Origin of the sequence: Arthrobacter globiformis, assembly GCF_030818015.1 — a bacterium.
In the GTDB taxonomy this organism is placed as follows: domain Bacteria; phylum Actinomycetota; class Actinomycetes; order Actinomycetales; family Micrococcaceae; genus Arthrobacter; species Arthrobacter globiformis_C.
Window position 1 is genome coordinate 3,415,802 of sequence record NZ_JAUSZX010000001.1, and the last position, 25,424, is coordinate 3,441,225.

The 25,424-nt window shown below is 66.5% G+C and carries 23 protein-coding genes and 1 tRNA gene; 11 read left to right on the forward strand and 13 right to left on the reverse strand.

Annotation, left to right across the window (positions count from 1 at the left end; translation table 11 throughout):
• From thrC to argS, 4 genes are read right to left on the reverse strand one after another with little or no spacing between them, the layout of a single operon-like run.
• A complete protein-coding gene (gene thrC / locus QFZ23_RS16005; protein WP_003804798.1) occupies positions 1 to 1,107 on the reverse strand; it encodes a threonine synthase in 1,107 nt (368 codons plus the stop codon).
• Positions 1,108 to 2,424, reverse strand: coding sequence for a homoserine dehydrogenase (locus tag QFZ23_RS16010; RefSeq protein ID WP_306924381.1), 1,317 nt, complete (start codon positions 2,422 to 2,424; stop codon positions 1,108 to 1,110). It lies immediately after the preceding gene.
• Complete coding sequence (gene lysA / locus QFZ23_RS16015; RefSeq protein ID WP_306924383.1) at positions 2,425 to 3,900, reverse strand: diaminopimelate decarboxylase; 1,476 nt, start codon at positions 3,898 to 3,900, stop codon at positions 2,425 to 2,427.
• Between the two features lie 5 nt (positions 3,901 to 3,905).
• Positions 3,906 to 5,555 carry an arginine--tRNA ligase gene (gene argS / locus QFZ23_RS16020; RefSeq protein ID WP_306924384.1) on the reverse strand — a complete coding sequence of 550 codons (1,650 nt, stop codon included), beginning with the start codon at positions 5,553 to 5,555 and terminating at the stop codon, positions 3,906 to 3,908.
• 192 nt (positions 5,556 to 5,747) lie between these two features.
• Here argS and QFZ23_RS16025 point away from each other — a divergent pair, with 192 nt between their 5' ends.
• The 6 genes from QFZ23_RS16025 to QFZ23_RS16050 all read left to right on the forward strand — a co-directional run bounded on the left by QFZ23_RS16025 (position 5,748) and on the right by QFZ23_RS16050 (position 10,342).
• A complete protein-coding gene (locus QFZ23_RS16025; protein WP_306924385.1) occupies positions 5,748 to 6,227 on the forward strand; it encodes an FMN-binding protein in 480 nt (159 codons plus the stop codon).
• Between the two features lie 8 nt (positions 6,228 to 6,235).
• Complete coding sequence (locus tag QFZ23_RS16030; RefSeq protein ID WP_306924387.1) at positions 6,236 to 7,108, forward strand: FAD:protein FMN transferase; 873 nt, start codon at positions 6,236 to 6,238, stop codon at positions 7,106 to 7,108.
• Positions 7,105 to 8,661 (forward strand): ferredoxin--NADP reductase, encoded by a 1,557-nt coding sequence (locus QFZ23_RS16035; RefSeq protein ID WP_306924390.1) that lies wholly within the window; start codon positions 7,105 to 7,107, stop codon positions 8,659 to 8,661. Before QFZ23_RS16030 ends, QFZ23_RS16035 begins: the two co-directional genes overlap by 4 nt.
• 93 nt (positions 8,662 to 8,754) lie before the next feature.
• A tRNA-Arg gene (locus QFZ23_RS16040) sits at positions 8,755 to 8,827 on the forward strand.
• Between the two features lie 99 nt (positions 8,828 to 8,926).
• Positions 8,927 to 9,967 carry a M4 family metallopeptidase gene (locus tag QFZ23_RS16045; protein ID WP_306924391.1) on the forward strand — a complete coding sequence of 347 codons (1,041 nt, stop codon included), beginning with the start codon at positions 8,927 to 8,929 and terminating at the stop codon, positions 9,965 to 9,967.
• A 60-nt stretch (positions 9,968 to 10,027) separates the two neighbouring features.
• The gene (locus QFZ23_RS16050; protein WP_306924393.1) at positions 10,028 to 10,342 is read left to right on the forward strand and encodes a protealysin inhibitor emfourin; all 315 of its coding nucleotides are present in this window, start codon (positions 10,028 to 10,030) and stop codon (positions 10,340 to 10,342) included.
• Here the strand turns inward: QFZ23_RS16050 and QFZ23_RS16055 are convergent, their stop codons facing one another.
• Positions 10,343 to 11,311 (reverse strand): GlxA family transcriptional regulator, encoded by a 969-nt coding sequence (locus tag QFZ23_RS16055; RefSeq protein WP_306924394.1) that lies wholly within the window; start codon positions 11,309 to 11,311, stop codon positions 10,343 to 10,345.
• 81 nt (positions 11,312 to 11,392) lie between these two features.
• Between QFZ23_RS16055 and QFZ23_RS16060 the strand changes: the two genes are divergently transcribed.
• Positions 11,393 to 11,560 (forward strand): hypothetical protein, encoded by a 168-nt coding sequence (locus QFZ23_RS16060; RefSeq protein WP_306924395.1) that lies wholly within the window; start codon positions 11,393 to 11,395, stop codon positions 11,558 to 11,560.
• 72 nt (positions 11,561 to 11,632) lie between these two features.
• Positions 11,633 to 15,625, forward strand: coding sequence for an ATP-dependent RNA helicase HrpA (hrpA, locus tag QFZ23_RS16065; protein ID WP_306924396.1), 3,993 nt, complete (start codon positions 11,633 to 11,635; stop codon positions 15,623 to 15,625).
• A 3-nt stretch (positions 15,626 to 15,628) separates the two neighbouring features.
• On the opposite strand, the gene QFZ23_RS16070 is transcribed toward hrpA, so the two are convergent.
• Positions 15,629 to 15,808, reverse strand: coding sequence for a hypothetical protein (locus tag QFZ23_RS16070; RefSeq protein ID WP_306924397.1), 180 nt, complete (start codon positions 15,806 to 15,808; stop codon positions 15,629 to 15,631).
• Between the two features lie 156 nt (positions 15,809 to 15,964).
• Between QFZ23_RS16070 and QFZ23_RS16075 the strand changes: the two genes are divergently transcribed.
• Entirely contained in the window at positions 15,965 to 17,746 is a 1,782-nt protein-coding gene (locus QFZ23_RS16075) for an HNH endonuclease (RefSeq protein WP_306924399.1), read from the forward strand.
• Here QFZ23_RS16075 and QFZ23_RS16080 read toward each other — a convergent pair.
• From QFZ23_RS16080 to QFZ23_RS16090, 3 genes are all read right to left on the reverse strand, one after another.
• On the reverse strand, positions 17,743 to 18,171 hold the full coding sequence (locus QFZ23_RS16080) for an HIT family protein (RefSeq protein ID WP_003804824.1): 429 nt from the start codon (positions 18,169 to 18,171) through the stop codon (positions 17,743 to 17,745). The genes QFZ23_RS16075 and QFZ23_RS16080 overlap by 4 nt on opposite strands.
• On the reverse strand, positions 18,168 to 19,322 hold the full coding sequence (locus QFZ23_RS16085; RefSeq protein ID WP_306924401.1) for an NAD(P)-dependent alcohol dehydrogenase: 1,155 nt from the start codon (positions 19,320 to 19,322) through the stop codon (positions 18,168 to 18,170). The genes QFZ23_RS16080 and QFZ23_RS16085 overlap by 4 nt, the downstream gene beginning before the upstream one ends.
• An 80-nt stretch (positions 19,323 to 19,402) precedes the next feature.
• Positions 19,403 to 20,245: a sulfurtransferase gene (locus QFZ23_RS16090; RefSeq protein ID WP_306926896.1), complete on the reverse strand. Its 843-nt coding sequence runs from the start codon at positions 20,243 to 20,245 to the stop codon at positions 19,403 to 19,405.
• 85 nt (positions 20,246 to 20,330) lie between these two features.
• Between QFZ23_RS16090 and QFZ23_RS16095 the strand changes: the two genes are divergently transcribed.
• The gene (locus tag QFZ23_RS16095) at positions 20,331 to 21,413 is read left to right on the forward strand and encodes a PLP-dependent cysteine synthase family protein (RefSeq protein WP_306924403.1); all 1,083 of its coding nucleotides are present in this window, start codon (positions 20,331 to 20,333) and stop codon (positions 21,411 to 21,413) included.
• On the opposite strand, the gene QFZ23_RS16100 is transcribed toward QFZ23_RS16095, so the two are convergent.
• Positions 21,410 to 22,066: an MBL fold metallo-hydrolase gene (locus QFZ23_RS16100; RefSeq protein WP_306924405.1), complete on the reverse strand. Its 657-nt coding sequence runs from the start codon at positions 22,064 to 22,066 to the stop codon at positions 21,410 to 21,412. The genes QFZ23_RS16095 and QFZ23_RS16100 overlap by 4 nt on opposite strands.
• A 95-nt stretch (positions 22,067 to 22,161) precedes the next feature.
• Here QFZ23_RS16100 and QFZ23_RS16105 point away from each other — a divergent pair, with 95 nt between their 5' ends.
• A complete protein-coding gene (locus QFZ23_RS16105) occupies positions 22,162 to 22,626 on the forward strand; it encodes a Fur family transcriptional regulator (RefSeq protein WP_306924407.1) in 465 nt (154 codons plus the stop codon).
• 34 nt (positions 22,627 to 22,660) lie between these two features.
• On the opposite strand, the gene QFZ23_RS16110 is transcribed toward QFZ23_RS16105, so the two are convergent.
• The 3 genes from QFZ23_RS16110 to QFZ23_RS16120 are packed head-to-tail and all read right to left on the reverse strand — an operon-like array spanning position 22,661 to position 25,316.
• A complete protein-coding gene (locus QFZ23_RS16110; RefSeq protein WP_306924408.1) occupies positions 22,661 to 23,536 on the reverse strand; it encodes a metal ABC transporter permease in 876 nt (291 codons plus the stop codon).
• A complete protein-coding gene (locus QFZ23_RS16115) occupies positions 23,536 to 24,348 on the reverse strand; it encodes a metal ABC transporter ATP-binding protein (protein ID WP_306924409.1) in 813 nt (270 codons plus the stop codon). Before QFZ23_RS16115 ends, QFZ23_RS16110 begins: the two co-directional genes overlap by 1 nt.
• Positions 24,345 to 25,316: a metal ABC transporter solute-binding protein, Zn/Mn family gene (locus QFZ23_RS16120; protein ID WP_306924411.1), complete on the reverse strand. Its 972-nt coding sequence runs from the start codon at positions 25,314 to 25,316 to the stop codon at positions 24,345 to 24,347. Before QFZ23_RS16120 ends, QFZ23_RS16115 begins: the two co-directional genes overlap by 4 nt.
• Positions 25,317 to 25,424: the final 108 nt, after the last annotated feature.

The following is a 25,424-nucleotide window of genomic DNA, read 5'->3' on the forward strand; positions in this document are numbered from 1 at the left end:
TTATTTGTCTTCCAGTCCCAGCTCTGCAGCAACGGTCACGACGTCGTTCGGCACCTTGACGGGCTGTACATCGCTGCCGTCCTCGGTCCTGAGGGCCCACTGCGGGTCCTTGAGGCCGTGGCCGGTGACGGTGATGGCGATGGTCTTGCCGGAGGGCACCTCACCTGCGGCGTGCTTCTTGAGCAGGCCTGCGACGCCGGCGGCCGAGCCGGGCTCCACGAAGACGCCTTCGCGGGATGACAGCCAGCGGTGGGCAGCCAGGATTTCCTCGTCAGTGACGGAATCGATGAATCCGCCGGACTCGTCGCGGGCGGCGATGGCGCCGTCCCAGGAGGCGGGGTTGCCGATCCGGATGGCGGTGGCGATGGTGTCGGGTTCCGTGATGGGGTGGCCGGCCACGAACGGCGCAGCTCCAGCAGCCTGGAAGCCCCACATGGCGGGCGTCTTGGTGGCGACGGGCGCTAGCGTTCCGGCCGTTTCGGACTCGAACGGGGCGGAGTACTCCTTGTAGCCCTTCCAGTACGCAGTGATGTTGCCGGCGTTGCCCACCGGGAGCACGTGGATGTCCGGGGCGTCGCCCAGGGCGTCGACGATCTCGAAGGCGCCGGTCTTCTGGCCCTGGATGCGGGCCGGGTTCACGGAGTTGACCAGGAAGACCGGGTAGGACTCGCCCAGCTTGCGGGCGATGTCCAGGCAGTTGTCGAAGTTACCGTCAACCTGCAGGAGCGTGGCGCCGTGAGCGATGGCCTGGCTCAGCTTGCCCATGGAGATCTTGCCTTCGGGCACCAGCACGGCGCACGTCAGGCCGGCGGCGGTGGCATACGCGGCAGCGGAGGCCGACGTGTTTCCGGTGGAGGCGCAGACGACGGCCTTGGCCCCGGCCTCCACGGCCGCGGTCATGGCCATGGTCATGCCGCGGTCCTTAAAGGAACCGGTCGGGTTCATACCCTCCACCTTGAGGTAGACGTCGGAGCCCGTCAGCTCGGACAGCTTCTGGGCGTAGACCAAGGGCGTACCGCCCTCGCCGAGGGTGATGACCCTGGTGGCCGCCGTTACGGGCAGACGGTCAGCGTATTCGCGGATGACACCGCGCCATTGGTGAGCCACTTAAGCTCCTTCTACCCGCAGTACGGATGTAACGGAATTGATCACGTCAAGGCCCTTCACGGCTTCGACGGTCGCTGCCAGTGCAGCTTCGCTTGCGCGGTGGGTGACGATCCGCAGCTCGGCCGATTCCACGTTGGAGTCGGCATCGCGGTGGATGGTCTGGCGCATGATTTCGATGGAGACGCCGTGCTCGGCGAAGAGCTGGGCAATCTTCGCCAGCACGCCGGGCTGGTCCGCAACGTCCAGGCCGATGTAGTAGCTGGTGGTCGCGGCATCGATGGGCAGCGCCGGGACGTGGCCGGTGGTGGACTCGATGCGTCCGGGACCGCCCAGGACGATGCGGCGGGCGGCCGAGACGAGGTCGCCCAGCACGGCAGACGCCGTCGGGGTTCCGCCGGCACCCTGGCCGTAAAACATCAGCTCACCGGCGTTCTCCGCCTCGACGAAGACAGCGTTGAAGGCACCGCGGACGGCTGCCAGCGGGTGTTCGCGCGGCAGGAGCGTCGGGTGGACACGCACCGAAACGCCCTCGCTGCCGTCGCCGTTGCCGATCTTCTCGGCGATGGCCAGCAGCTTGATGACAAAGCCCGCTTCCTTCGCGGCGGCGATGTCGGCGGCGCTGACGCGGGTGATTCCCTCGCAGTAGACGTGCTCCAGGTCGAAGCGCGTGTGGAAGGACAGTGACGCCAGGATCGCGGCCTTGGCGGCGGCGTCGTGGCCCTCGACGTCGGCCGTCGGGTCAGCTTCGGCGTAGCCGAGCCGCTGGGCCTCGGCGAGTGCGTCCGCGAACTGCGCGCCGGTGGAGTCCATCTGATCCAGGATGAAGTTGGTGGTGCCGTTGACGATGCCCAGCACACGGGTGATGCGGTCACCGGACAGGCTGTCGCGGATGGGGCGCAGGATGGGGATGGCGCCTGCCACGGCGGCTTCGTAGGACAGCTCGACGCCGGCCTTGTCCGCCTCTTCGTAGAGTGCCGGACCGTCGGCGGCAAGCAGGGCCTTGTTGCCCGTGACCACGCTGGCGCCGTTCTGGATGGCGGACAGGATCAGCGAGCGGGCGGGCTCGATGCCGCCCATCAGCTCGATCACGAGGTCGGCGTCTTTGACCAGCGTTTCAGCGTCGGTGGTGAACAGCTCGCGCGGGAGGTCCACCTCGCGCTCGGCGTCGAGGTTCCGCACCGCGATGCCGGCCAGTTCCAGGTGGGCGCCGGTGCGCGGCGCCAGGGTGTCGGCGTCGTCGATCAGAATCCGCGCCACCTGAGCCCCGACGTTGCCACAGCCCAGCAGGGCCACTTTCAGGGTTCGCAATTCGGTCATTCAGGCTCCCATGTCGCGGTTCAGCAGATCTTCTTCGGTTTCCCCGCGGACAATGAGCCGGAGAGATCCGTCGCGCACAGCGACAACGCCCGGCCGGGCCAGATAGTTGTAGTTGCTTGACAGGGCCCAGCAGTAGGCGCCGGTCCCCGGTACAGCGAGCAGATCACCGGCTGCCACGTCCTCGGGCAGATATACATCTCTAACAACTATGTCGCCGCTCTCGCAATGTTTGCCCACTACGCGGGACAGCTGCGGGGCCGCTGCGGAGGCCCGCGAAGCGAGAATGGCCGAATAATCCGCGTCGTACAGCACCGGACGGGCGTTGTCGCTCATGCCGCCGTCCACTGACACATAGCGGCGCGGGTGCGTAACGTTTTTATCGGCGGATTCGCCCGAGCCGGCGGCCGGGGCGTCCACCCGGACGGTTTTCAGGGTGCCCACCTCGTACAGCGTGAAGGTGCTGCTGCCCACGATGGCACGACCGGGCTCGATGGAAATCCGGGGTGCTGTAATCCCCAGTTCGGCGCACTTGGAACGCACGACGGCGGCCATCGCCTGCGCGATGTCGGCTGCCGGGCGGGGCGTATCCACCGGCGTGTAGGCGATGCCGTAGCCGCCGCCGAGGTCAAGCTCAGGCAGGGTGATGGAGTACTTGGCCTGCACCGCGGCCAGGAAGGTCAGGAGCTTTTGGGCGGCCAGCGCAAAGCCATCCGGCTCAAAGATTTGCGAACCGATGTGGCAGTGCAGGCCCAGCAGCTCCACGCTGCCGTAGGACGTTGCCGCGGCCACAGCTTCCTCCGCAGCGGACAGGCCTGCCTCATCAGTGGAATCCTCCGCCATGGAGAGGCCGAATTTCTGGTCCTCGTGGGCGGTGGCGATGAACTCGTGGGTGTGGGCGTGCACCCCCGGCGTCAGCCGCAGCATGACCTTGGCGGTCTCCCCGCGGCCGGAGGCGATTTTGGCCACGCGCTCCAGCTCGTCCAGGCTGTCCACCACGATGCGGCCGAGGTTCATGTCCAGCGCGCGGTTGATCTCGGCGTCGGACTTGTTGTTGCCGTGCAGCGACAGGTTTGCACCGTTGATGCCGGCACGGGCGGCGACGGCAAGTTCACCGCCGGAGCACGTGTCCAGCCGCAGCCCCTCATCGGCTACCCACGTCGCGACGGCGGTGCACAGGAAGGACTTGCCGGCGTAGTAGACGTCCACTCCCCCGCAGATGTCGGCGAAGGCGTCGTCGAACGCATCCTTGAACGCACGGGCGCGGGCGCGGAAATCCGATTCGCTCATGACGAAAAGGGGCGTGCCGAACTGCTCCTTGAGGACGCTGACGGGGATGCCGTCAATGGCAAGCTCACCGCCGGCGTTCCGCTCCACCCCGCCTGCCCACGCCGGGGTGTGGAGGGCGTTGAGGTCCGCGGGGACGGCGAGCCACTCCGGAGCCAGCGGCGAGGCGGTGCTGTTGGTGGTTTCCTGCAAGCCAATCACATCCGTTCCGGCGCCGAAACGCCCAGCAGTTCGAGTCCGTTGGCGAGCACCTGGCTGGTGGCGTCATTGAGCCACAGCCTGGTGCGGTTGGTGTCCGTGACGGCTTCGTCGCCCATGGGCGCCACCCGGCAGGCGTCATACCAGCGGTGGTACGCGCCGGCGATGACCTCGAGGTGGCGTGCCACGCGGTGCGGCTCACGGAGTTCGGCGGCCTTGGCCACGATGGAGGGGTAGCTGCCCAGGTAGGACAGCAGTTCGTTTTCCGTGGCGTGGTCCAGCAGGGAGGCTTCGAAGGCGCTCCGGTCCACTCCGGCAGCAACGGCGTTGCGGGCGGTGCCGCGGGAGCGGGCATGCGCGTACTGCACGTAGAACACGGGGTTCTCGTTGGAGTGCTTCTTGAGCAGCTCGGGGTCCAGCGTGAGCGGAGAGTCGGCCGGGAACCGCGCCAGCGAATAGCGGACCGCGTCCGTTCCCAGCCAGGAGATCAGGTCCTTGAGCTCAATGATGTTGCCGGCGCGCTTGGAGAGCTTGGCGCCGTTAACGGAGACCAGCTGGCCGATCAGGACCTCGATGTTGACCTCGGGGTCGTCCCCCGCCGCGGCGGCGATGGCCTTGAGCCGGTTGATGTAGCCGTGGTGGTCGGCTCCCAGGAGGTAGATCTTTTCGGTGTAGCCGCGGTCCTTCTTGGACAGGTAGTACGCGGCGTCGGCGGCGAAGTAGGTCGGTTCGCCGTTCGCACGGATCATTACGCGGTCCTTGTCATCACCGAAGTCGGTGGTGCGCAGCCAGACGGCGCCGCCATCGTCGAAAACGTGGCCCTGCTCGCGAAGTCGGGCAACGGCATTTTCGATCGCGCCGGCGTCGTGAAGCTCCTGCTCGGAGAAGAACACGTCGAAGGAGACCCCAAAGTCCGCCAGTGTGTCCTTGATGTCCTTGAGCTGCGCCTCGTAGGCCGCGGCCCGGATCACGGGCAGCGCCGCAGCATCCGTCAGTTCGCGGATATCCGGGTGCCGGGTCAGGACCTCATGGCCGAGATCGCGGATGTACTCGCCCGGGTAGCCGCCTTCAGGCACGTCGCGGCCGTGCAGGCGCGACAGCACCGAGTTGGCAAACACGTTCATCTGGGAGCCGGCGTCGTTGATGTAGTACTCGGCGGTGACGTCGGCACCCGAGGCGCGGAGCACCCTGGCGATCGAGTCGCCCAGGGCTGCCCAGCGTGTGTGGCCGATGTGCAGCGGCCCGGTGGGGTTGGCGGAAACAAACTCCATGTTCACGGTGTGGCCGGCGAGCGCGGTGTTGGTGCCGTACTCCCTGCCTGCTTCGACGATGGCCTTGGCCAGCGCGCCGGCGGCGGCAGCGTCAACCGTGATGTTCAGGAAGCCGGGACCGGCGATTTCCACACCGTCCACGCCGTTGATGTCCTTGAGCCGGGCGCTGAGCAGCGTGGCGAATTCGCGCGGGTTGGTGCCGGCCTTCTTGGCCAGCTGCAAGGCGATATTGGTCGCCCAGTCGCCGTGCTCCCGGTTCTTCGGACGCTCCACCAGGACGGAGTCCGGTATAGCCGCCTCGGCAAGGGCAATGTCGCCGGCGGCAACGGCGTCATTCAGGCAGGCGGATATTGCGAGGGAGAGTTCTTCGGGAGTCACACTCCTAGCCTACCGGGGAGCCCGTCGCGGCGCGGAATCCGAAGGGCCTGGCATACCCCCTCGCCGTCACAGCAAATAGTAGGGAAATTCACAGGAAGTGCCCTTAGCCTTTACTCACCTACTAAATTGTTGAAACATCAACGCTGAACTAGACGCTGTCCCTGGCGTGCCCGCACCACGAAAAGAGATCCCGTGAAGCCTTCAATGCGCAAAACTGTTTTCGTCGGAATGGCCGGCCTGTCCCTCGCCGGCACGGTGGCCGGCTGCGCGCCTTCCGGCCAGCAGCCTGCCGCGCAGGAGACCGAGCCCTCGGCGGCGGCATCCGCTGCGGCGTCGGGCACAGCATCGGCGTCCGCTTCCGCGTCGGGTTCCGCAGCCGGCTACAAGGACGGGACCTACAGCGCGGACGGCAACTACAAGTCCCCCAACGGCACCGAGACCGTGGGCGTTCAGCTGACGCTGGCCAACGGCACTGTGTCCGCGGTGGAGATCACCGAGCACCCGTCCAACCCCAACACCCGGAAGTTCCAGGGCCAGTTCGCCAGCGGCATTGCTGACCAGGTGGTGGGCAAGAGCCTGGATGAGATCAACGTCTCCAAAGTGGCGGGCTCCTCCCTGACCAGCGGCGGCTTCAACCAAGCAGTCGAAGCGATCAAGGCCCAGGCCCTGTAGGAGGCGCCATGCCGCATGCGGGCTGGCAGGAATTCCGGTTTGAAGGCATCGGGACCAGCTGGGAAGTCTCCACCCCTGCCCCGTTGTCCCCGGGGCTGCGCAGCTCCGTGTTGGCCGAAGTGGAGCGCTACGACTCCACGTGGTCCAGGTTCCGCGCAGACTCCCTGGTGACCCGGATGTCCGTGGCGCCCGGGCAGTACGAACTGCCGCCCGAAGCCACCGGCCTGGCCGCACTGTACCGGCAGCTTTACACGCTCAGCGGCGGAGCCATGACTCCCCTCATCGGTGAAAGCCTTGAGCGGCTGGGCTACGATCCGCACTATTCACTGCAGCCCCGCGGAGAAGCTGCACCTCCCCGGGCCTGGGACGCCGTCCTGGAATGGCACGGAACGTCACTGCGCACCACTGCCCCCGTGGTGCTGGACATCGGCGCGGCCGGCAAGGGCCAGCTCGTGGACCTTTTGGCCGAACTGCTAAGGAGTCACGGGGTTACGGACTTCTTCATTGATGCCAGCGGGGACCTGCTGAACGGCGGCCAGGAGCCGGTGCAGGTGGCGCTGGAGCATCCGTATGACCCCAGCAAGGCGATAGGAACCGTGCCGCTGGGATCCGGCGCTCTCTGTGCTTCGGCGTCGAACCGGCGGGCCTGGGGAGACGGGCTCCATCATGTCCTGGACGGCACCAGCGGGGCGCCGGTCAGGACGGTCGTGGCCACGTGGGCCCGGGCGGACACCGCCATGGAGGCGGACGCCCTCGCCACGGCCCTGTTCCTGGTTCCGGCCGAGGGCCTTGAACGGCACTTCCGTTTTTCCTGGCTCAAGGTATTTTCCAACGGCAGCGCGGAGTACTCCGCCGAATTCGAAGGAGCGCTGTTCACATGAGGTCAACCACATCCCGGCAGCAGGCTTCACCCGGCACCGCCCTGGACGCGTACCTGGGCCGGTTCACGATGTACAGGCTGGTGCTGTTGGTGCTTGCCGTGCTGGCCGCTTACAGCCTCCTCCTCAACGCCCTCGGCTGGCTGACGTTCGGCATTCCAAACATGCTCGCCCACCTGGCCCTCTGCCTGGGGCTGACGTACGTTTCCAACCGTGGCCTGGCCACGCTGTTCCGTGTTCAGCCTCATTCGGAATCCTCGCTGATTACGGGCCTGCTGCTCTATTTCCTGTTCTGGCCTACTCAGCTCGGCCCGGCATTAGCGCCGGGGGACCTGGTCGGGGTGGCCCTGGCCTGCGTCCTGGCGTCAGCGTCCAAATACGCCTTGGCGTGGCGCGGACGTCATGTGTTCAACCCCGCGGCGGCGGGGGCCTTCATCACCGGGCTGACTGGCCTCAACATTGCCACGTGGTGGGCGGGCACGCCTGCAATGCTGTGGCTCCTGGTCCCGGGCGTCCTGCTGGTGCTCTACCGGACCCGGAAAGCGCTCATGGCCGCCGTGTTCATCCTGGTGGCCACCGCCGTCGTGGCCGCGGTGCAAATGCCCTCCGGCGTCGACCTCGGAAGTGCCGTGTGGCAAACCCTGGCGCAGGGCCCCGTGCTGTTTTTTGCCGGATTCATGCTCACCGAGCCGCTCACCCTGCCGCCCCGGCGCTGGCAGCAGCTGGCGATGGCCGCCGTCGTCGGAATCCTCCTGGCCACGCCCTACAACTTCGGCTTCGCGGCGAACTCCCCGGAGCTGGCACTGCTGACAGGCAACCTGCTGGCGTTCCTGGCAGGCCAGCGCGGAAGCGTCCGGCTGCTGTTCAGCCACTCCCGCAGGCTTACGCCGACGACGACGGAATTCGTCTTCCGCCCGCAGCGCCCCCTCCGCCACGCGCCCGGCCAGTACCTGGAACTGGATCTTCCGCACACCAAGCCGGACGGGCGGGGCAGGCGCCGCGTCTTCAGCCTGACCAGCCCGCCCGAAGCAAAGCATGTGAAGATCGGCGTCGGTACCGCTGACCCCGTCTCCGCCGCCAAGCGCAAGCTGCTGTCCCTCAAGCCCGGCGAGGAGCTCACGGCCACCACGGTGGCGGGCGATTTCGTCCTGCCGAAAGATTCGGCTCCTGTGCTGCTCATTGCCGCCGGCATTGGCATCACGCCATATCTGGCGCACCTGTCCGGTGGTGTGGCCCGCGAGCGCGACACCGTGCTCCTCTACCTCGCCCGGAACGCATCGGAACTCGCCTATGCGGCGGAACTGCAAGATTCCGGTGCCCGCATCGTTGCCCGGCTCGCCGACGGCTCGGCGCCACCGGACTTCATCGAGGACGCCGGCGCGCTGCTCGCCCCGGGGGAACGGCTCGACGGTCATGCGCTGGAACGGCTGGTGCCGGACATCGGCCAGCGAAGGGTTTTCATCTCGGGTTCACCGGCCAGCGTCGGATCGCTGCGGCGCGCCGCCCGGCATGCCGGCGCCCACCGTATCCACGTGGATTCGTTCGCGGGATACTGATATAGGGCAGGAAAGCGGGTTTCGTTTTCCGTTCCGGCCCACCTTCCTGCTAAGCTCTAGGACGTCCGGCCGGGAACGGCAGGATCCCTGGATGCCCTCGTAGCTCAGGGGATAGAGCGTCTGCCTCCGGAGCAGAAGGCCGTAGGTTCGAATCCTATCGAGGGCACAGAAGAAACCCCCGCCGCTTACCCAAAGCGGCGGGGGTTTCCTGTATCTCCAGTGTGCCTGACGCGGAATGTCAGAGGCCGTTCGTAGTGTGAGTTGCATGTTCTGTTCAATCGTTCCGCCGTACATCCTCCGCCGCTTGGCCGCCCAGGGATCGCCCCGGTTCTCGGCAGTTGCCCGCGCCGCCAGGGAAGCCCTGCTCCATGTTGGTGCAGTGCACGCCGCACGGACGTCGGCGCCGTCGGCTCCTGCCGGCATCAGGCAGCTGCAGCCCTCTCCGGTCAACAGGTCCGTCTTCGACGCGAAGTCCGGCGAGTCGCTGCCGGGTCAGGTCGTACGAAAGGAAGGCGACGCCACCACGGGCGACCCCGCCGTCGACGAGGCGTACGACGGCCTGGGCCATACGCACAGCCTTTACGCGGACGCCTTCGGGCGGAACTCGATCGACGGCCAGGGAATGCCGCTGAAGGCCAGCGTCCACTTCGGCAGGATGTATGACAACGCGTTTTGGGACGGACAGCAGATGGTGTTTGGCGACGGCGACGGTGAGGTCTTCGAGCGGTTCACGAGGTCGCTCAGCGTGATCGGCCATGAACTGGCCCACGGCGTGACGCAGTTTTCGGCCGGACTCGCCTACCGCAACCAGGCAGGGGCCATCAACGAGTCCGTCTCCGACGTGTTTGGGGCCCTGGTGGAGCAGTACTTCCGAAAGCAGGCCACCGCCGAAGCCTCCTGGCTGATCGGCGAAGGCCTGTTCACGCCACAGGTGGAAGGGTCCGCCCTACGCTCCATGAAGGCGCCCGGGACAGCGTACGACGACGACGTCCTGGGCAAGGACCCGCAGCCGGACTCCATGGACTCCTATGTCCGCACGCGGTCAGACAACGGCGGAGTCCACATCAACTCCGGCATTCCGAACCGGGCGTTCTGCCTCGTCGCCCAGACCCTGGGCGGGAACGCCTGGGAGGCTCCGGGGCAGATCTGGTACGAGACCCTGACCGGCGGCTCGCTCAGCCCAACCACCACCTTCACAGCCTTCGCCAAAGCCACCGCGGCAACGGCCAAGGAACTGTTCGGCGAGGAGTCCGCAGAGCATGACGCCGTGCGCGGGGCGTGGGAGACTGTGAAGGTAAAGCTCTAACCGACGCCGGGACTGTGACATTCCGCTTCCCGGCAGCCGCGGAAACCCGGGAACCTCGCCATGAAAATCACAGTCGAGCGCAGCGGCGGGATAGCCGCACTCACCCGCGTCTGGACGGTGCTGGCCGTCTCGACCAGCGACAAGAGCCGGTGGCAGCCCCTCGTCGAAGCGTGCCCATGGGACGCCGTCGACGACCCCCGGCAGGCACCGGACGGGCAGCCGGACCGCTTCATGTATTCCATCCGTGCCGGCCAACGCCGCGCCACCCTGCCGGAAACGGCAGTCACCGGTCCCTGGCGCGTGCTCGTGGAGTCGACCCGGGCCGCCGCAGAAGAATCGCGACCCGGCAGCGGCGAGTCCGGCTTCCGGCGCTAACTAGCCTGCAGGGGCCATCTGGCCGCGGAAGGCACGGCGGTAGGACTGCGGACTCGTGTCCAGCACCTTGGCGAAGTGGTGCCGGAGCAGCACGGGGTGGCCGAACCCTGACTGCCGCGCCACCTCGTCGATATTCAGCTCCGTGGACTCCAGAAGCTCTTGGGCGCGCAGGACACGCTGGGAATTGAGCCACGCAGCCGGGGTGGCTCCTGTTTCAGCACGGAACCGCCGGGCAAAGGTGCGCGGCGACATGTGCACGCGGGCAGCAAGCTCCTGGACGGAATGTTCCTCGTCCAGGTTCTCCACCATCCACCGTAGGAGTTCCTCCATGGGCTGGGAGCCGCACTCGGGCATGGGCCGGTCGATGAACTGGGCCTGGCCACCGTCGCGGTGCGGCGGGACCACCATGTCCCTGGCGATGGCGGCCGCCACGGCAGCCCCGAATTCGATTCTCACCAGATGCAGGCAGGCGTCAATGCCCGCGGCCGTTCCGGCGCTGGTGATGATCCTGCTGTCCTCGACATAAAGGACGTTCTCGTCCACCAGAACCTTGGGGTACTGGGCGGCGAGCTCTCCCGAGTAGTGCCAGTGCGTGGTGCACCTGCGTCCATCCAGGAGCCCGGCCCGCGCCAGTGCAAACGCGCCGGAGCAGATCGACATCACCCAGGCGCCGCGGCTGTGCGCCGCCCGGAGGGCATCGAGGACGGATTCCGGAACATCTTCCTCCCTGCCGTAGGGCGCCATGATCACCAGGTCGGCATCGGCGGCGGCGTCCAGGCCGAGGCCGACGTTCATGGTCAGGCCGGACTTCAGCGGAACTTCGCCAGGCACCGGAGCGCACACGCGGAAGTCGAACTGCGGCACGCCTGTTCCCCGGTCCGAACGGTCTATGCCAAACACCTCAAATGCGGTACCGAACTCAAAGATCGAGAAGTTGGGAACCACAATGACTGCCACTGTTTTGAGCATGTATCCAGTATGGCAGAAATTTGTACTTTTTAGGCATTTCTGCCACTTCTTTCAAGGCTTCCGCGGGAGAACCATGGAGACATGGAAATCTTCGGAATCGCCCTCCTTGTTCTGGTCCTCATTGCAGCTGCCGCCACGGTCGGCGCCATTCTGCGGGATGGCCGCGGCCACACCCCTCCCGAGTACTCGGCCCGGGACTGGTCCGCGCTGGACCTGCCCAGCAGCAACTACACCATGCGCATCTTCTAGCAAACCGTCCACACACACCAAGGACCCGGCGCACGCCGGGTCCTTTTACGCGGCAGTAGACTTGTGGGAGCCATGACTTTTCACATCTCCTACCCCGCCGAGCTGCCGGTCTCCGAGCGCCGCGAGGACCTGATGGCCGCGATTGCCGCCAACCAGGTGACGATCATTGCCGGTGAGACCGGTTCCGGAAAGACCACCCAGATCCCGAAGATGTGCCTGGAGCTGGGCCTGGGTGAGAACGGATTGATCGGCCACACCCAGCCGCGGCGCCTCGCGGCCCGCACGGTGGCCGAGCGCATTGCCTCCGAGCTCGGCGTCGACATCGGGCAGGAAGTGGGCTTCCAGGTCCGCTTCACCGGCGAGGTGAGCAAGTCCACCAAGGTCAAACTGATGACCGACGGCATCCTGCTGGCCGAAATCCAGCGCGACAAACTGCTCCGCAAATACAACGCGATCATCATCGATGAGGCCCACGAACGCAGCCTGAACATCGACTTCATCCTCGGCTACCTCAAGCGGATCCGGCCGCAGCGACCGGACCTGAAGGTGATCATCACGTCCGCCACCATCGATCCCGAACGCTTTGCGAAGCACTTCGGTTCGGACGAGGAACCGGCACCTATCGTTGAGGTGTCCGGACGAACCTTCCCGGTGGAGATCCGTTACCGGCCGCTCTCCCAGCCGGCCGGCGGCCCGTCCACCGGCGATGACGAGGACAACTCCTCCGACGATGAACTCGAGGAAGACCGCGACCCGCTGGACGCAGTGTGCGACGCCGTCGACGAGCTCGCCCTTGAAGCGCCGGGCGACATCCTCATCTTCTTCTCCGGCGAGCGGGAGATCCGCGACGCGGCGGACGCACTGCAGGCCAGGATCCAGTCCAACCGGCGACTGGCCGGCACCGAGGTCCTGCCGCTGTTCGCGCGGCTGAGCCTTCAGGAACAGCACCGGGTTTTCAACCCGGGCGGCAAGCGGCGGATCGTGCTGGCCACCAATGTGGCCGAGACCTCTCTCACCGTGCCGGGCATCAAGTACGTCATCGACACCGGCACCGCCCGCATCTCGCGCTATTCGCACCGCACCAAGGTTCAGCGGCTACCCATCGAGCGGGTGTCCCAGGCGTCTGCCAACCAGCGTTCCGGACGCTGTGGCCGCGTGTCGGACGGCATCGCCATCCGGCTGTATTCCGAGGAGGACTTCGAGTCCCGGCCGCTCTACACCGATCCGGAAATCCTGCGCACCAACCTGGCTGCTGTCATCCTGCAGATGACCGCCATGGGAGTCGCGCGGGGGCCCAAGGACATCGAAAACTTCCCGTTCGTGGAGCCGCCGGACTCGCGGGCCATTAACGACGGCGTGACCCTCCTTCGGGAGCTCGGCGCCCTGAGTGCGCCGCAGGCAGCCGCTGGCGCGCCGCAGGCAGCCACTGGCTCTCCCCAGGCGGCCAACGCCGAAAGCGGCAGGAATGCCGGCCGCTACGGCGGCGGCCTGACCGCCGTCGGACAGAAACTTGCCCAGCTTCCGGTGGACCCGCGGCTCGGCCGCATGATTGTGGAGGCCGGCAAGCGCGGCTGCGTCCGCGAAGTCATGATCCTGGCGGCGGCCCTCACCATTCAGGACCCCCGCGAGCGTCCAACGGACAAACAGCAGCTGGCGGCGGAGAAGCACGCCCGCTTCCGCGACGAGAATTCCGACTTCACCGGCTACCTGAACCTCTGGAACTACATCCACGAGAAGCAGCAGGAGCTCTCCTCCACCCAGTTCCGCCGCCTGTGCCGCAACGAGTTCATCAATTACCTGCGCGTCCGCGAATGGCAGGACCTGTTCACACAGCTGCGGCAGCTGGCCCGGCCGCTGGGCATAGGCCTGGACAACAAGCGCCAGGCCGACGCCGTCGGCAACCACGAGGGCATCCACATCAGCCTGCTCTCCGGCCTGCTGAGCCACATCGGCATCCTCGACGAACGCAAGCGGGAATACGCGGGCGCCAGGGGAACACGATTTGCCATCTTCCCTGGCTCGGCATTGTTCAAGAAGTCGCCCACGTTTGTCATGGCCGCAGAACTCGTGGAGACAAGCCGGCTGTGGGCACGGGTGGCCTCCAAGTTCGAGCCCTCGTGGGCCGAGCAGGTGGCGCCGCACCTGATCAAGCGCAGCTACAGCGAACCCCACTGGTCCACCAAGATGGGCGCCGTGATGGCCTATGAAAAGGTCACCCTCTACGGCGTACCCATCATCGCCCAGCGCCGGATCAACTACGGCAAGGTCGATCCCGTCCTGGCCCGCGAACTGTTCATCAGGCATGCGCTGGTCCAGGGCGAATGGAAGACGCACCACAAGTTCTTCCACCGCAACCGGGCCCTGCTGCAGGAAGTGGAAGAACTCGAGGCGCGGATGCGCCGCCGGGACCTGATGGTGGACGACGAGACGCTCTTCGAGTTCTATGACGCGCGCGTCGGCAAGGACGTCGTGTCGGAACGGCACTTCGACAAGTGGTGGAAGGACGCCCGGCAGCAGGATCCGGCGCTTCTGGACTTCGATGAGGCCCTGCTTCTGAGCGAGGACGCCGACGCGCTGGACGAGTCCGCCTACCCGAAGACGTGGCTGCATAAGGGCTTCGAACTGCCCCTGAGCTATGAATTCCATCCCGTGGCACCCGGCTCGGCGCCCAACCCGTCCGACGGCGTCACGGCAGAAGTTCCGGTCCTCTTCCTGAACCAGCTCGAAGACGCACCCTTCCGCTGGCTAATCCCCGGCCAGCGCGTGGAACTCGTCACCGCGCTGATCAAGTCGCTGCCGAAACAGGTCCGCAAGAGCTTCGTACCGGCCCCGGACGTCGCCCGCAAGGCCGTGGCGGCGCTGGAAGCGGATTTCGACCCGGCCGAGGACGAGCTGGAGAGCTCGCTGGAGCTTGTGCTGCGCCGCCTGAAGGGCCAGATCGTCCCGCCCGGGTCCTGGAACTGGGAAGCGGTTCCGCCGCACCTGCGGGTGAGCTTCAAGGTGGTGGACAGCCGGGGCAAGGTCCTGGACGAGGGCAAGGACCTGGAAGCCCTGCAGGAGCGGCTCGCGCCGGCCACCCGCCGGGCCATCGCGGAGTCGCTGGGCGCCACCCCCGCCACTGCCGGTCCGCGGTCGCCGAAGAAGAGCCAGCAGCAGGCTCCCCCTCATGACGGCCGACCGCAGGCACAGACCGGGTTCACGGAACAGTCCGGCCTGACCGAGTGGCGGTTCGACACCCTTCAGCGCCAAGCCAGCGTCACCGTCAAGGGTCACACCGTCACCGGTTTTCCCGCGCTGGTGGACGAAGGAAAGTCCGTTGGCCTGCGCATCTTCCAGACAGCATCGGAGCAGCAGGAAGCCATGCGGGGCGGCGTCATCCGGCTCCTCGCATTGCGTGTGCCCGCGCCGGACCGCTATGTCCTCGAACACCTGAACAACACGGAGAAGCTGACGTTCAGCCAGAACCCGCACGGGTCCGTCTCGGCCCTGATCGCCGACTGCGTCCTGGCGGCGGTGGACAAGCTGACTCCAGCAGAGCTCCCGTGGGACCAGGCAGGGTTCGATGCCCTGTACGAGCATGTCCGGGCGGAGCTGATCGACACCGTCTTCAGTGTGACGGCCGTCGTGGAGCGCATCCTCGCCAGCACCCGCCGGATCGAGAAGCAGCTCAGGGGCACCACAAGCCTGGCGCTCATCAGCGCGCTCAACGATGTCCGCAGCCAGCTTGAACAGCTGGTTTTCCCCGGCTTTGTAGCCCGGACGGGCTACGCCCAGCTGAGCCAGCTCCCCCGGTACCTCACCGCCATCGAAAAACGCCTGGAGAAGCTGCCCGGCAACGTGCAGCGCGATGCGCTCAACATGGCGGCGGTCCAGCGGCTGGAGGATGATTACGACGACGCCGTGTCGGCTTTGCTGCCCGGCCGCCGGGCAGGTGCCGAGCTGACCCAGGTGCGCTGGATGATCGAGGAACTGAGGGTGAGCCTGTTCGCCGTCGAACTCGGAACGGCCTATTCGGTGTCCGAGAAGCGGATCCGGACGGCACTGAACAAGGTGCTCGCGGCGTAGGTCTTATTTCACGGGCGTGAGCAACATGGTCGCCGTATCGATGCGTTCGTTGGTGTCCTGTCCCTTGACCAGCACCGCCGCCTCGTCGCGGCTGGAGACCACCGGCACGGAGCCCGGGAGCGGCCGCGAAGCAGACTCGCGCATCTTCAGCACCGCCACGAGTGCGACGGCGGAGAAGAACATGATGTAGAAGGCCGGCGCATAGGCGTTACCCGTGACCTCGACGAGGGTCTGGCTGACCAGCGGCGTGGTGCCGCCAAAGATCGAAATGGACAGTTCCAGCCCTCATCCGGCGCCCGATCGGCCTTAAATGTCGGTGGCCCTTGGCAGACTGGGTTCATGGAAGGCATCAGGAACTCAGCATTGACAGCAGGAGGATCGCGCGGCGCTGCCCTGCATGCTGCCTCGGTTCCTGACGACCTTTTTCCAGACGCAGTTTTTCCTCTTGGCGCACTTCCCGAGGATGCGTTCCCGGACGGCGCTATTCCGTTCGCCGAGTTTCCGGTCTACGGGTTTCCGTATGACGAGGACCCCAACTTCGTGTACCCGGACGACGTTTTTCCGGAGGACCCTCTCCCCGGCGCCCTGTTTGCTGACGATGATCTTCCGGAGGACCCGTTCCCCGAGGCCCTGTTTGCCGATGTTCTGTTCGCCGGCGGTGCCTCCAATGCCTGTACGCCGTGGCTGGGCGTGGCGGACCGGGTCGCTGCGGCCACGGCCCTTCTAAGGGCCGACCTCAGCGCCGACGGTGCGGGTTTGATCGACCAGATGCGGGCATGGGAGAAGATCAAGTGCCTGATTGCGGGGCAGCAGGCGAGGCTTGCCGTCGCCTTCGAGATCCGGCACCGCCAGGAACACGCCGAACACGGAGCGCAGACCAACTGCAGCACTCTATCGGCCGAGGACCTCGGCAAGAGACGCCCCAAAGAACACAGCATGGGCGGGGCCGAGCAGATCGCCCTGGCCCGGGGCGAGTCTCCGCACCGCGGCGGCCGTCTGCTCGGCATGTCGAAGGCCCTGGTCACCGAGATGCCCCACACCCTGGCCGCCCTGGATACCGGGCAGCTCAACGAAGAACGCGCCATGCACGTCGTGAAAGAGACCGCCTGTTTGAGTGTTGCGGACCGGGCCGCCGTTGATGAGGAGCTGTCCGCCGACACCGGAGCCTTCACCGGCGCCGGGACCCGGGCCGTCATCGCCGCCGCCCGGGCCGCCGCCACCCGCAGGGACCCCCGTTCCGTGGCCCAACGCGCCAGCCATGCCGCGTCCGGGCGGACCGTGAGCCTGCGCCCGGCCCCGGACTGCATGACCTACCTGACGGCGCTGCTCCCCGCCCACCAGGGAGTCGCAGTCTGGGCAGCACTGACCCGGCACGCCGACACCCTCCACGCCGCCGGAGACCCGCGCACGCTTAGTCAGATCAAGGCCGACACCCTCGTCGAACGGACCACCGGCACCCGAGGCGGCATCACCGGCATAGACATCAACCTCGTCATGACCGACCGCACCCTCCTCCAAGGCGACACCGAACCCGCCCGGATACCCGGCTACGGCATCGTCCCCGCCGCCTGGGTCCGCAACCTCCTCAACCCCGAAGAGGCACAGGACGAAGCACCCCAGCACCGAAAAGCCTTGGCGGAAGAACCTCGGGCTGGCGACTCAAACGCGTCCGGCTCAAACCCGGGCCCGAAGGACGCGGTGAAGGAACTGAAGATCTGGGTCCGGCGGCTCTACACCGCCCCCGGGACCGGCAACCTGGTGGCCATGGACTCGCGGAGACGGCTTTTCCCGCCAAAGCTGCGCCGCGTCATCCAGATCCGGGACGACACCTGCCGGACCCCCTACTGCGACGCCCCGATCCGCCACCTTGACCACATCATCCCCTGGCACGACGGCGGCCCCACCACCCTGGCCAACGGCGCCGGACTGTGCGAAGCATGCAACCACACCAAAGAACTCCCCGGCTGGAAAGTGAAGCCCAGACCCGGACCCCGACACTCCATCGAACTCACCACGCCCACCGGCCACAGCTACCGATCCACGGCACCACCGCTACCAGGAACCTGCGTGGAATCAGCCAGTCTGGAAGCGGCGCGAATAACCGACCTGGATTCTGCCTAAGCCTCCGGCACGAACTCCCCATAGCCGGCGTCGCGCAGGCCTGCCCGCAGCTTTTCGGCGTTGGCGTCCAGCCGCGCCGGATCCGGGTTGTGCTCGGCGGTGGCGAAATTGAATTCCGCCATGCTGTTGGAAGGCCACACGTGCACGTGCATGTGGTTGATCTCGTAACCAGCCACGATGAGTCCAGCCCGAGCTGCCCCGAACGTGTCCACCTGCACCGCGCCGATGCGCCGCGCCACTTCCATGACCCTGGCCAGGGTCTCGGGCGAGGCGTCCGTCCAGCGGTCCACTTCCTCGGTCGGTACCACCAGCGTGTGCCCGTCAGCAAGCGGACCCATGGTCAGGAACGCGGAGACGTCCGGCTCGCGCCAGACAAACCGGCCAGGGATCTCCCCGTTGAGAATCTTGGTGAACAGCGTGCTCATGCGTCAGCCCTTTCCGACGGTTCCTGCAGTGTGGATGTATCCAGGACAAAACGGTACTTCACATCACCTGCGACCATCCGGTCATAGGCGTCGTTAAGTTGCCCGGCACCAACCAGTTCGATGTCCGAGACGACCCCGTGCTCGGCGCAGAAGTCGAGCATCTCCTGCGTCTCTGCGATACCTCCGATCAGGGAACCCGTATAGGAAATCCGCCTTCTGATCAGTGCCCCGGGATTGACCGGCGGCATGGCTTCGGAGGGCAGCCCCAGCTGGAACAGGGCCCCGTCCCGGCGCAGGGTCCGGAAAAACGGGTTAAGGTCGTGCGGTGCTGCCACCGTATCGATAATGACGTCGATGCTCCGGTTCTCAGCGGCCATCGCTTCCTCGTCCCGGGAAAGTACTACTTCGTCAGCGCCCAGTTCCAGTGCCGCCGATACTTTGGATTCCGAAGTTGTGAACACCTTGACCTCGGCGCCCATCGCTTTGGCCAATTTGACGGCCATGTGGCCCAGGCCGCCTAGGCCCACGACGCCGACCACGTGGCCTTCCCGGACTCCGAAGCGGCGCAGCGGCGAGAAGGTGGTGATGCCCGCGCAGAGCAGCGGGGCAGCCGCCGCAGGATCCAGGCTTTCCGGCACCCGCAGGACATACCGCCGGTCCACCACCACGGATGATGCGTAACCGCCCTGGGTGACGGCGTCCCCGTTCCGGGCGTCCTTGGCACCGTACGTCCCGGTCATGCCGCGTTCACAGTACTGTTCCAGCCCTTCAAGGCAACTCTCGCATTCGCGGCAGGAGTCCACCATGCAGCCGATGCCCACGCGGTCTCCCGGCTGAAAGTCCTTCACGTCCGAACCGACGCGGCTGACCCTGCCCACGATCTCGTGGCCCGGTACGAGCGGGTAGTTCTGGGTGCCCCACTCCCCCCGGGTGGCGTGAACGTCCGAATGGCAAAGGCCGCAGAATTCGATCGCAATTTCGACGTCGTCGGCTTTGGGTGCCCGGCGGGCAACGGTCAGGCCAACCAGGCCGCTCGTGGCGGATGACGCGCCGCGGGCGGCGGCAAGGCGTCCTTCGAGGGGTCCGACGGCGGTCTCTTCAAGCGGGATCCGCAGGTTCAGCGGCGGGGGTACGGGGCGTCCAGGAGTCATATGGCGACGCTACCGCGGCTCCCCGGTGACTACCAATTGCCGGTGGCGTTCCACGGGCCACCAGGTTGCGCCTCCGGGGATCACTTTCCGGGGTGGGCACCCGTGGCCACCGGGCGGGAGGCGTCGTTGGACCATTGGGAGAAGGAACCGGGGAACAGAACGGCGCTGAAACCTGCGATTTCCAGGGCCGCTATCTCGTGGGAGGCTGTGACGCCGCTGCCGCAGTAGACGGCGGTCGGCGTCGCTGCGTCGACCCCAAGGCTGGCAAAGCGCTGCCGCAGCTTCTCCGCCGGCAGGAAGCAGCCGTCGTCGTCGAGGTTTCCGGTGGTGGGGGCGCTGACGGCGCCCGGAATGTGGCCGGCCCGGGGGTCCACAGGTTCGACTTCCCCGCGGTACCGTTCTGCGGCGCGTGCATCCAGCAGCACGCCACCGGCGGCCCAGTCCGCGACACCGTCGGCGTCGGTCACCGGCATGGCGCCGCCTGCAAGCGTCACGTCTCCGGCGTCGGGCTGCACTTCACCGCCCTCCACGGGCAGCCCTGCCGCGCGCCAGGCGGCCAGGCCGCCGTCGAGCAGGTAAACGGTGCGCACGCCGGCATTCCGGAGCATCCACCAGAGCCGGGCTGCGGAGGTGTTGCCGGCATCGTCATAGGCGACCACGACGTCGCCGTCGAAAATTCCCCAGGACCGTGCCGCTTCCTGGAAGCGGGCCGGCGAAGGCAACGGGTGGCGCCCACGGCCCGGAGCTGCGGGGTCCGCCAGCTGGGTGGGCAGGTCGACGTACACTGCGCCCGGTATGTGTTCCTTCAGGTAGTGGCTGTGGCCCTCCGGATCCCCGAGCGCCCAGCGGACGTCCAGCACTACGGTCCGCTGACCGGCCGCCATCCGGGCGTTCAGCCCGGCCACATCAATGAGGGTGTTGATCACGCATCCCACTCTAGCGGCGGCCCGCTGCCCGCGCCGGTAGGCTGATTCAGTGAGCAGGCGATTCAGTGAACGGGAAGAATAAGTGAACAGGGCGGGGACCCGGGACCGGGCATGGGCGGATGAGGCTGTCCGCAAGATCAACGCGGAAAACAACCGCTCCGCAGACACCCACCTGTATTCGGTGCCGCTGCCTGAGCACTGGGGCGTCCAGCTGTACCTCAAGGATGAGTCCACGCACCGCTCCGGAAGCCTCAAGCACCGGCTTGCCCGGTCCCTGTTCCTGTTCGGGCTGGTGAACGGGTGGATCGGCGAGGGCACCACCATCGTGGAGGCCTCCAGCGGCAGCACCGCGGTTTCCGAGGCCTACTTCGCCCAACTCCTGGGCCTGCCGTTCATCGCCGTGATGACCCGCACCACCAGCCCGGAAAAGATCGCCCTGATCGAACAGTTCGGCGGCGCCTGCCTCCTGGTGGACCATGCCTCAGAGGTGTACGCAGCAGCCGCCGAGGTTGCCGCCACGAGCGGCGGCCACTATATGGACCAGTTCACCTACGCCGAGCGAGCCACGGACTGGCGTGGCAACAACAACATAGCCGAGTCCATCTTTGAGCAACTGGCGCTGGAGGAGCACCCGGTCCCCCGCTGGATTGTGGTGGGAGCCGGCACTGGCGGAACCAGCGCCACGATCGGCCGCTACCTCCGCTACCACCGCCACGCCACGTCCCTGGCGGTGGTCGATCCGGAGAATTCCGCCTTCTATCCCGGGTGGCGGAGCGGCGCTGCAGACTTTAGCACCGGAATGCCTTCCCGGATCGAGGGGATCGGCCGGCCCCGCATGGAGCCAAGCTTCGTCCCCTCGGTCATCGACCACATGATCCAGGTTCCGGATGCCGCCTCGGTCGCAGCCATGCGGCACCTGCACACGCTGGCAGGGCTGCACGCCGGGCCGTCCACGGGCACCAACCTCTGGGGTGTCTGGCAGCTCGTGGCACAGATGGTGGCCGACGGGGAACGCGGCAGCGTGGTTTCCCTGATGTGCGACGGCGGTGACCGGTACGCCGGCAGCCACTACAGTCCTGCGTGGCTGGCGGCCCAGGGACTGGATCCGCAGCCACACGAGGCCACGGTGAAGGCATTCTTCGAGACGGGTGTCTGGCGGCCCTAAAGCTCCACGGATTCGCGGCTGGAGAGGTGGGTGTATTCGGTGCCGTACCTGGCCCCGATCCGCTTGACATGGCCCTCCACCAGGCCGAGGCCGGTGTCGTTCAAAAGCCCGTCGTGAATGGCGAATGCCCGCTCCGCGCGGACGCCGATCACGAAGTCCACCACCTCGCTGACCTTGTTCCACGGGGCATGGACCGGAACCAGGAGCGTGCGCACGCTGATGCCGTCCGGGATGATGAAGGAGTCGCCCGGGTGGTACACGTTCTCGTCCACGAGGTAGCCGATGTTGGCGACCACCGGAATCTGAGGGTGAATCAGCGCGTGCTGGCCGCCGAAGCTGCGGACCGCGAAGCCTGCGGCGTCAAAGGCCGTTCCAGGCTCGACAGCATGCACCCGTTCAGCAGCGTCCGGCACCTCCTTGCGCACGTTCTGCGCCACGCCCTCCGGCGCGAAGAGCTCCAGCCCTCCGTTGTCCCCAAGGGCAGCGGCCACGGCGGGGACATCGATATGGTCGGTGTGCTCATGCGTGATGAGGACGGCGTGTGCGCCGTCCAGCGCCTCGGCGGTTTCGGAGAAGGTCCCCGGATCCAGGACCAGCACCCGGCCGTCCTTTTCGAGCCGGACACAGGCGTGCGTGTACTTTGTCAGCTTCATGAAGCCAGCCTAGGGACGGGCCCGATCAGTGTCCACGCGGCTCCGGCTGGTAACGTTAAAGCTTGCCATTACCCGAAAGAAAAGCGAGTCCATCCATGCCACAACGCGCCAGCGCTGACGGCAGACAACAGGCACCTTCGACGGCGGCCGGCGGGAAAGAGCAGCGCGTCACCAAGCAGCGGATCGCTGTCAGCGCCGCCCTGGATGAGCTCAATGACTTCGTGAGCACCCAGGAGCTCTACCGGATCCTCCAGAATAAAGGTGTTTCTGTCTCCCTGGCCACCGCCTACCGGATCCTGCAGTCGCTGGCTGACGAGAAACTCGTGGACGTGCTCCGCAACGGCGACGGCGAAGCCGTCTACCGCCGCTGCGCCGTGACGGTCCACCACCACCACCTCCTGTGCCGCAACTGCGGCAAGGCCGTGGAAGTGGAGGCCCCCGCCGTCGAGACCTGGGCCGCGCGGACCGCGCAAGAGCACGGCTTCACGGAAGTGGCCCACACGGTGGAGATCTACGGCCTCTGCCCCGACTGCTCCGCACGCAAGGCTGCCGCGCAGTAGAAACCCACTGCAGTAGGCGCCCCACCCAGCCTGTTTAGGCGGTCCGCATTACCCGGCCGTTGAGGCCGCGCTTGGCACGGATGCTGCCGATGACCCTGCACACCACGTAGATCAGGAACGACAGCGTGGTGACGTAGGGGCTGATGGGGATACGGCCGCCAAGGGCGAGGAGTATTCCTCCCACCGTTGCCGAAACGGCGAACACCACGCTCAGCAGCACCACGAGGCGCGGCGAGGACGTCACCCGCAGGGCGGCAGCCGCGGGCGTGATCAGCAGGGCAAGAACCAGCAGGGCGCCCACGATCTGGATGGACAGCGCAACGCTGACGCCGAGGAGCACCATGAAAACCAGGGCAAGCGACCGCACGGGAACACCGCGGGCCTCGGCCAGCTCGGGATCGACACTGGCGAAGCTCAGCGGGCGCCAGATGACGCACAGCGCCGCCATTACCGCCACCGCGGTGCCCGCCAGAACCTGAAGCTGGACGGTGTCCACCGAGACGATCTGCCCCGTGAGGAGTCCGAATTTATTGGCGGCCCTGCCCTCGTAGAGCGACAGGAAGAGAATGCCGAGGCCGAGGCCAAAGGGCATGATCACGCCGATGATGGAGTTCTTGTCCCGCGCCCGGACACCCATGAGCCCGAGCAGCAGCGCAGCCGCCACTGACCCCACCAGGGAACCAAACACCACGTCCGTGCCGATCAGGAGCGCGAAGGCGGCACCGGCGAACGACAGCTCGGAAATTCCGTGGACGGCAAACGCCAGGTCGCGCTTCATCACGAAGGTCCCCACGAGGCCGCCGAGGAGTCCAAGCACCGCGCCGGCCCACAGCGAGTTCTGCACCAGCACCAGCAATTCGCCGTAGTTCTCGAAGTTGAACACCGATTGCAGGATCGATTCCAGGTCCATCAGGAACCGTCCCCCGCAGCGGCGTGCGCGTCGTGATGGTGGGTGGTGGCGTCGGGCAGGCCGACGACGACGATCCGGCCGTTGGCATGGATCACTTCCACGTTGCTGTCGTAAAGGTCGGAGAGGACTTCGGTGGTCATGACCTCGTGCGGCGTTCCCACGCTGAACCTGCCGCCGGCCAGGTAGAGGACCCGGTCCACGTAGTCGATGATCGGATTGATCTCGTGGGTGACAAACACGACGGCACTCTTCCGGTCATGGCACTGCTTGTTGATGAGTGCGCTGACGGCCTGCTGGTGGTGCAGGTCCAGCGACAGGAGCGGCTCGTCGCACAGCAGCACCTTCGGGTCGGTGGCCAGGGCCTGCGCCACGCGCAGGCGCTGCTGCTCACCGCCAGACAGCTGCCCGACGGGAACCTTGGCGTAATCGCTTGCCCCGACGAGCTCCAGCAGTTCGTCTATCCTGCGGTTGGCCCTGGCGGTGCCGAGCCGTATTCCCCAGCGGTGCCCGTCGACGCCCAGACCCACCAGGTCGCGGGCGCGCATGGGGGTGTCCGGCAGGAAGGGCTTCTGCTGCGGGATGTAGCCAATCATGTGACTGCCGCGCTCCACGGGGTGCCCGCCGAGGTTTGCCTCGCCGGAGTGCAGCTCCTGCAGCCCCAGCAGGACTTTGAGGAAACTGGTCTTGCCGCTGCCGTTGGGCCCCAGCACCGCGAAGAACTCCCCCGGGTTGATGTCCAGGTTCAGGTCTTCCCAGAGCGCGCGCCGGCCGAACTTCAGCGACGCCTGCTTCAGGCTGATGACTGGGTTCAACGCTGGCTCTTCAGTGCGTTGCTGATGTTTTCCACGTTGTCCGCCATCCATTCCAGGTAGGTCTTGCCGTCCGGAAGCGTTTCGGTGAAGTTCACCACCGGCGTGCCCGCGGCACTGGCCGCGTTTTTGACGGCCTGGGTCTGCGGGCCTTCCGTCTGCTCGTTGTAGGCGAGGAAACTCGTGTCCTTTGCGGCGGCCGTCGAAGTGGCTGCCTTCAGGACTGCGGGCGGAACATCGGCGCCTTCCTCCACGGCTGCCGTGTACTCGGCAGGGGTGCGGTTCTCCAGTCCTGCAGATTCCAGCAGGTAGAGGGGCACCGGTTCGGTCACGGCGACGCCGGCACCGCCGTGCGAGGTCTTCATTGCGGAAATCTTACTCTCAAGCTTTGTGAGACCGGACTTGAACTCGGCGGCGTTGGCGGTGAACTGGGAGGCCGAGGCGGCGTCGAGGGTGCCGAGGCGGGCCGCCACAGCGTCGGCAAGGTGCGTCATGGCCTCAAGGCTGTACCAGACGTGTTCGTTGAAGTCGCCGTGGTCATGGGAATGGCCGTCCCCTGCGTGGGCGGATGCGGTGCCCGCCGGTTCCGGGGCCAGTCCTGACACCTCCACGGCACTGATGATGTTCTCGTGCGGCACGTTGCTGTCGTCCGCCAGGGTGTGGATGAAGTCGTCGTAGCCGCCGCCGTTTTCCACCACCAGCGTGGCCTTGGACACCGCCAGCCGGTCCTGGGCGTTGGCTTCGTAGGAGTGGGGGTCCTGGCTTGGACGGGAGATGATGGCCGAGACGTTGACCTTGTCCCCGCCGATCGCCTCAACAATGTCCCCGTAAACGTTCGTGGACGTGACGACGGCAATGCGGCCTTTGGTGTCTGCGCCCGCGGTCTGGGCCGTTGGCGACCCACAGCCTGTGAGGAGCAGGCCGAAGCCGGCCAGGGCGGCGGTAATGGAAGTGCGGGCGTTGACAGGCACGGAGAAACCTCGGTTCTGGACAGGTCAGGTTGCGGGGAGGGGCAACCCCTAGTCGAGTGTATCGCTAAATAGGAATGATTCCTATTTAGAACTCGCGATCCGGTGGTC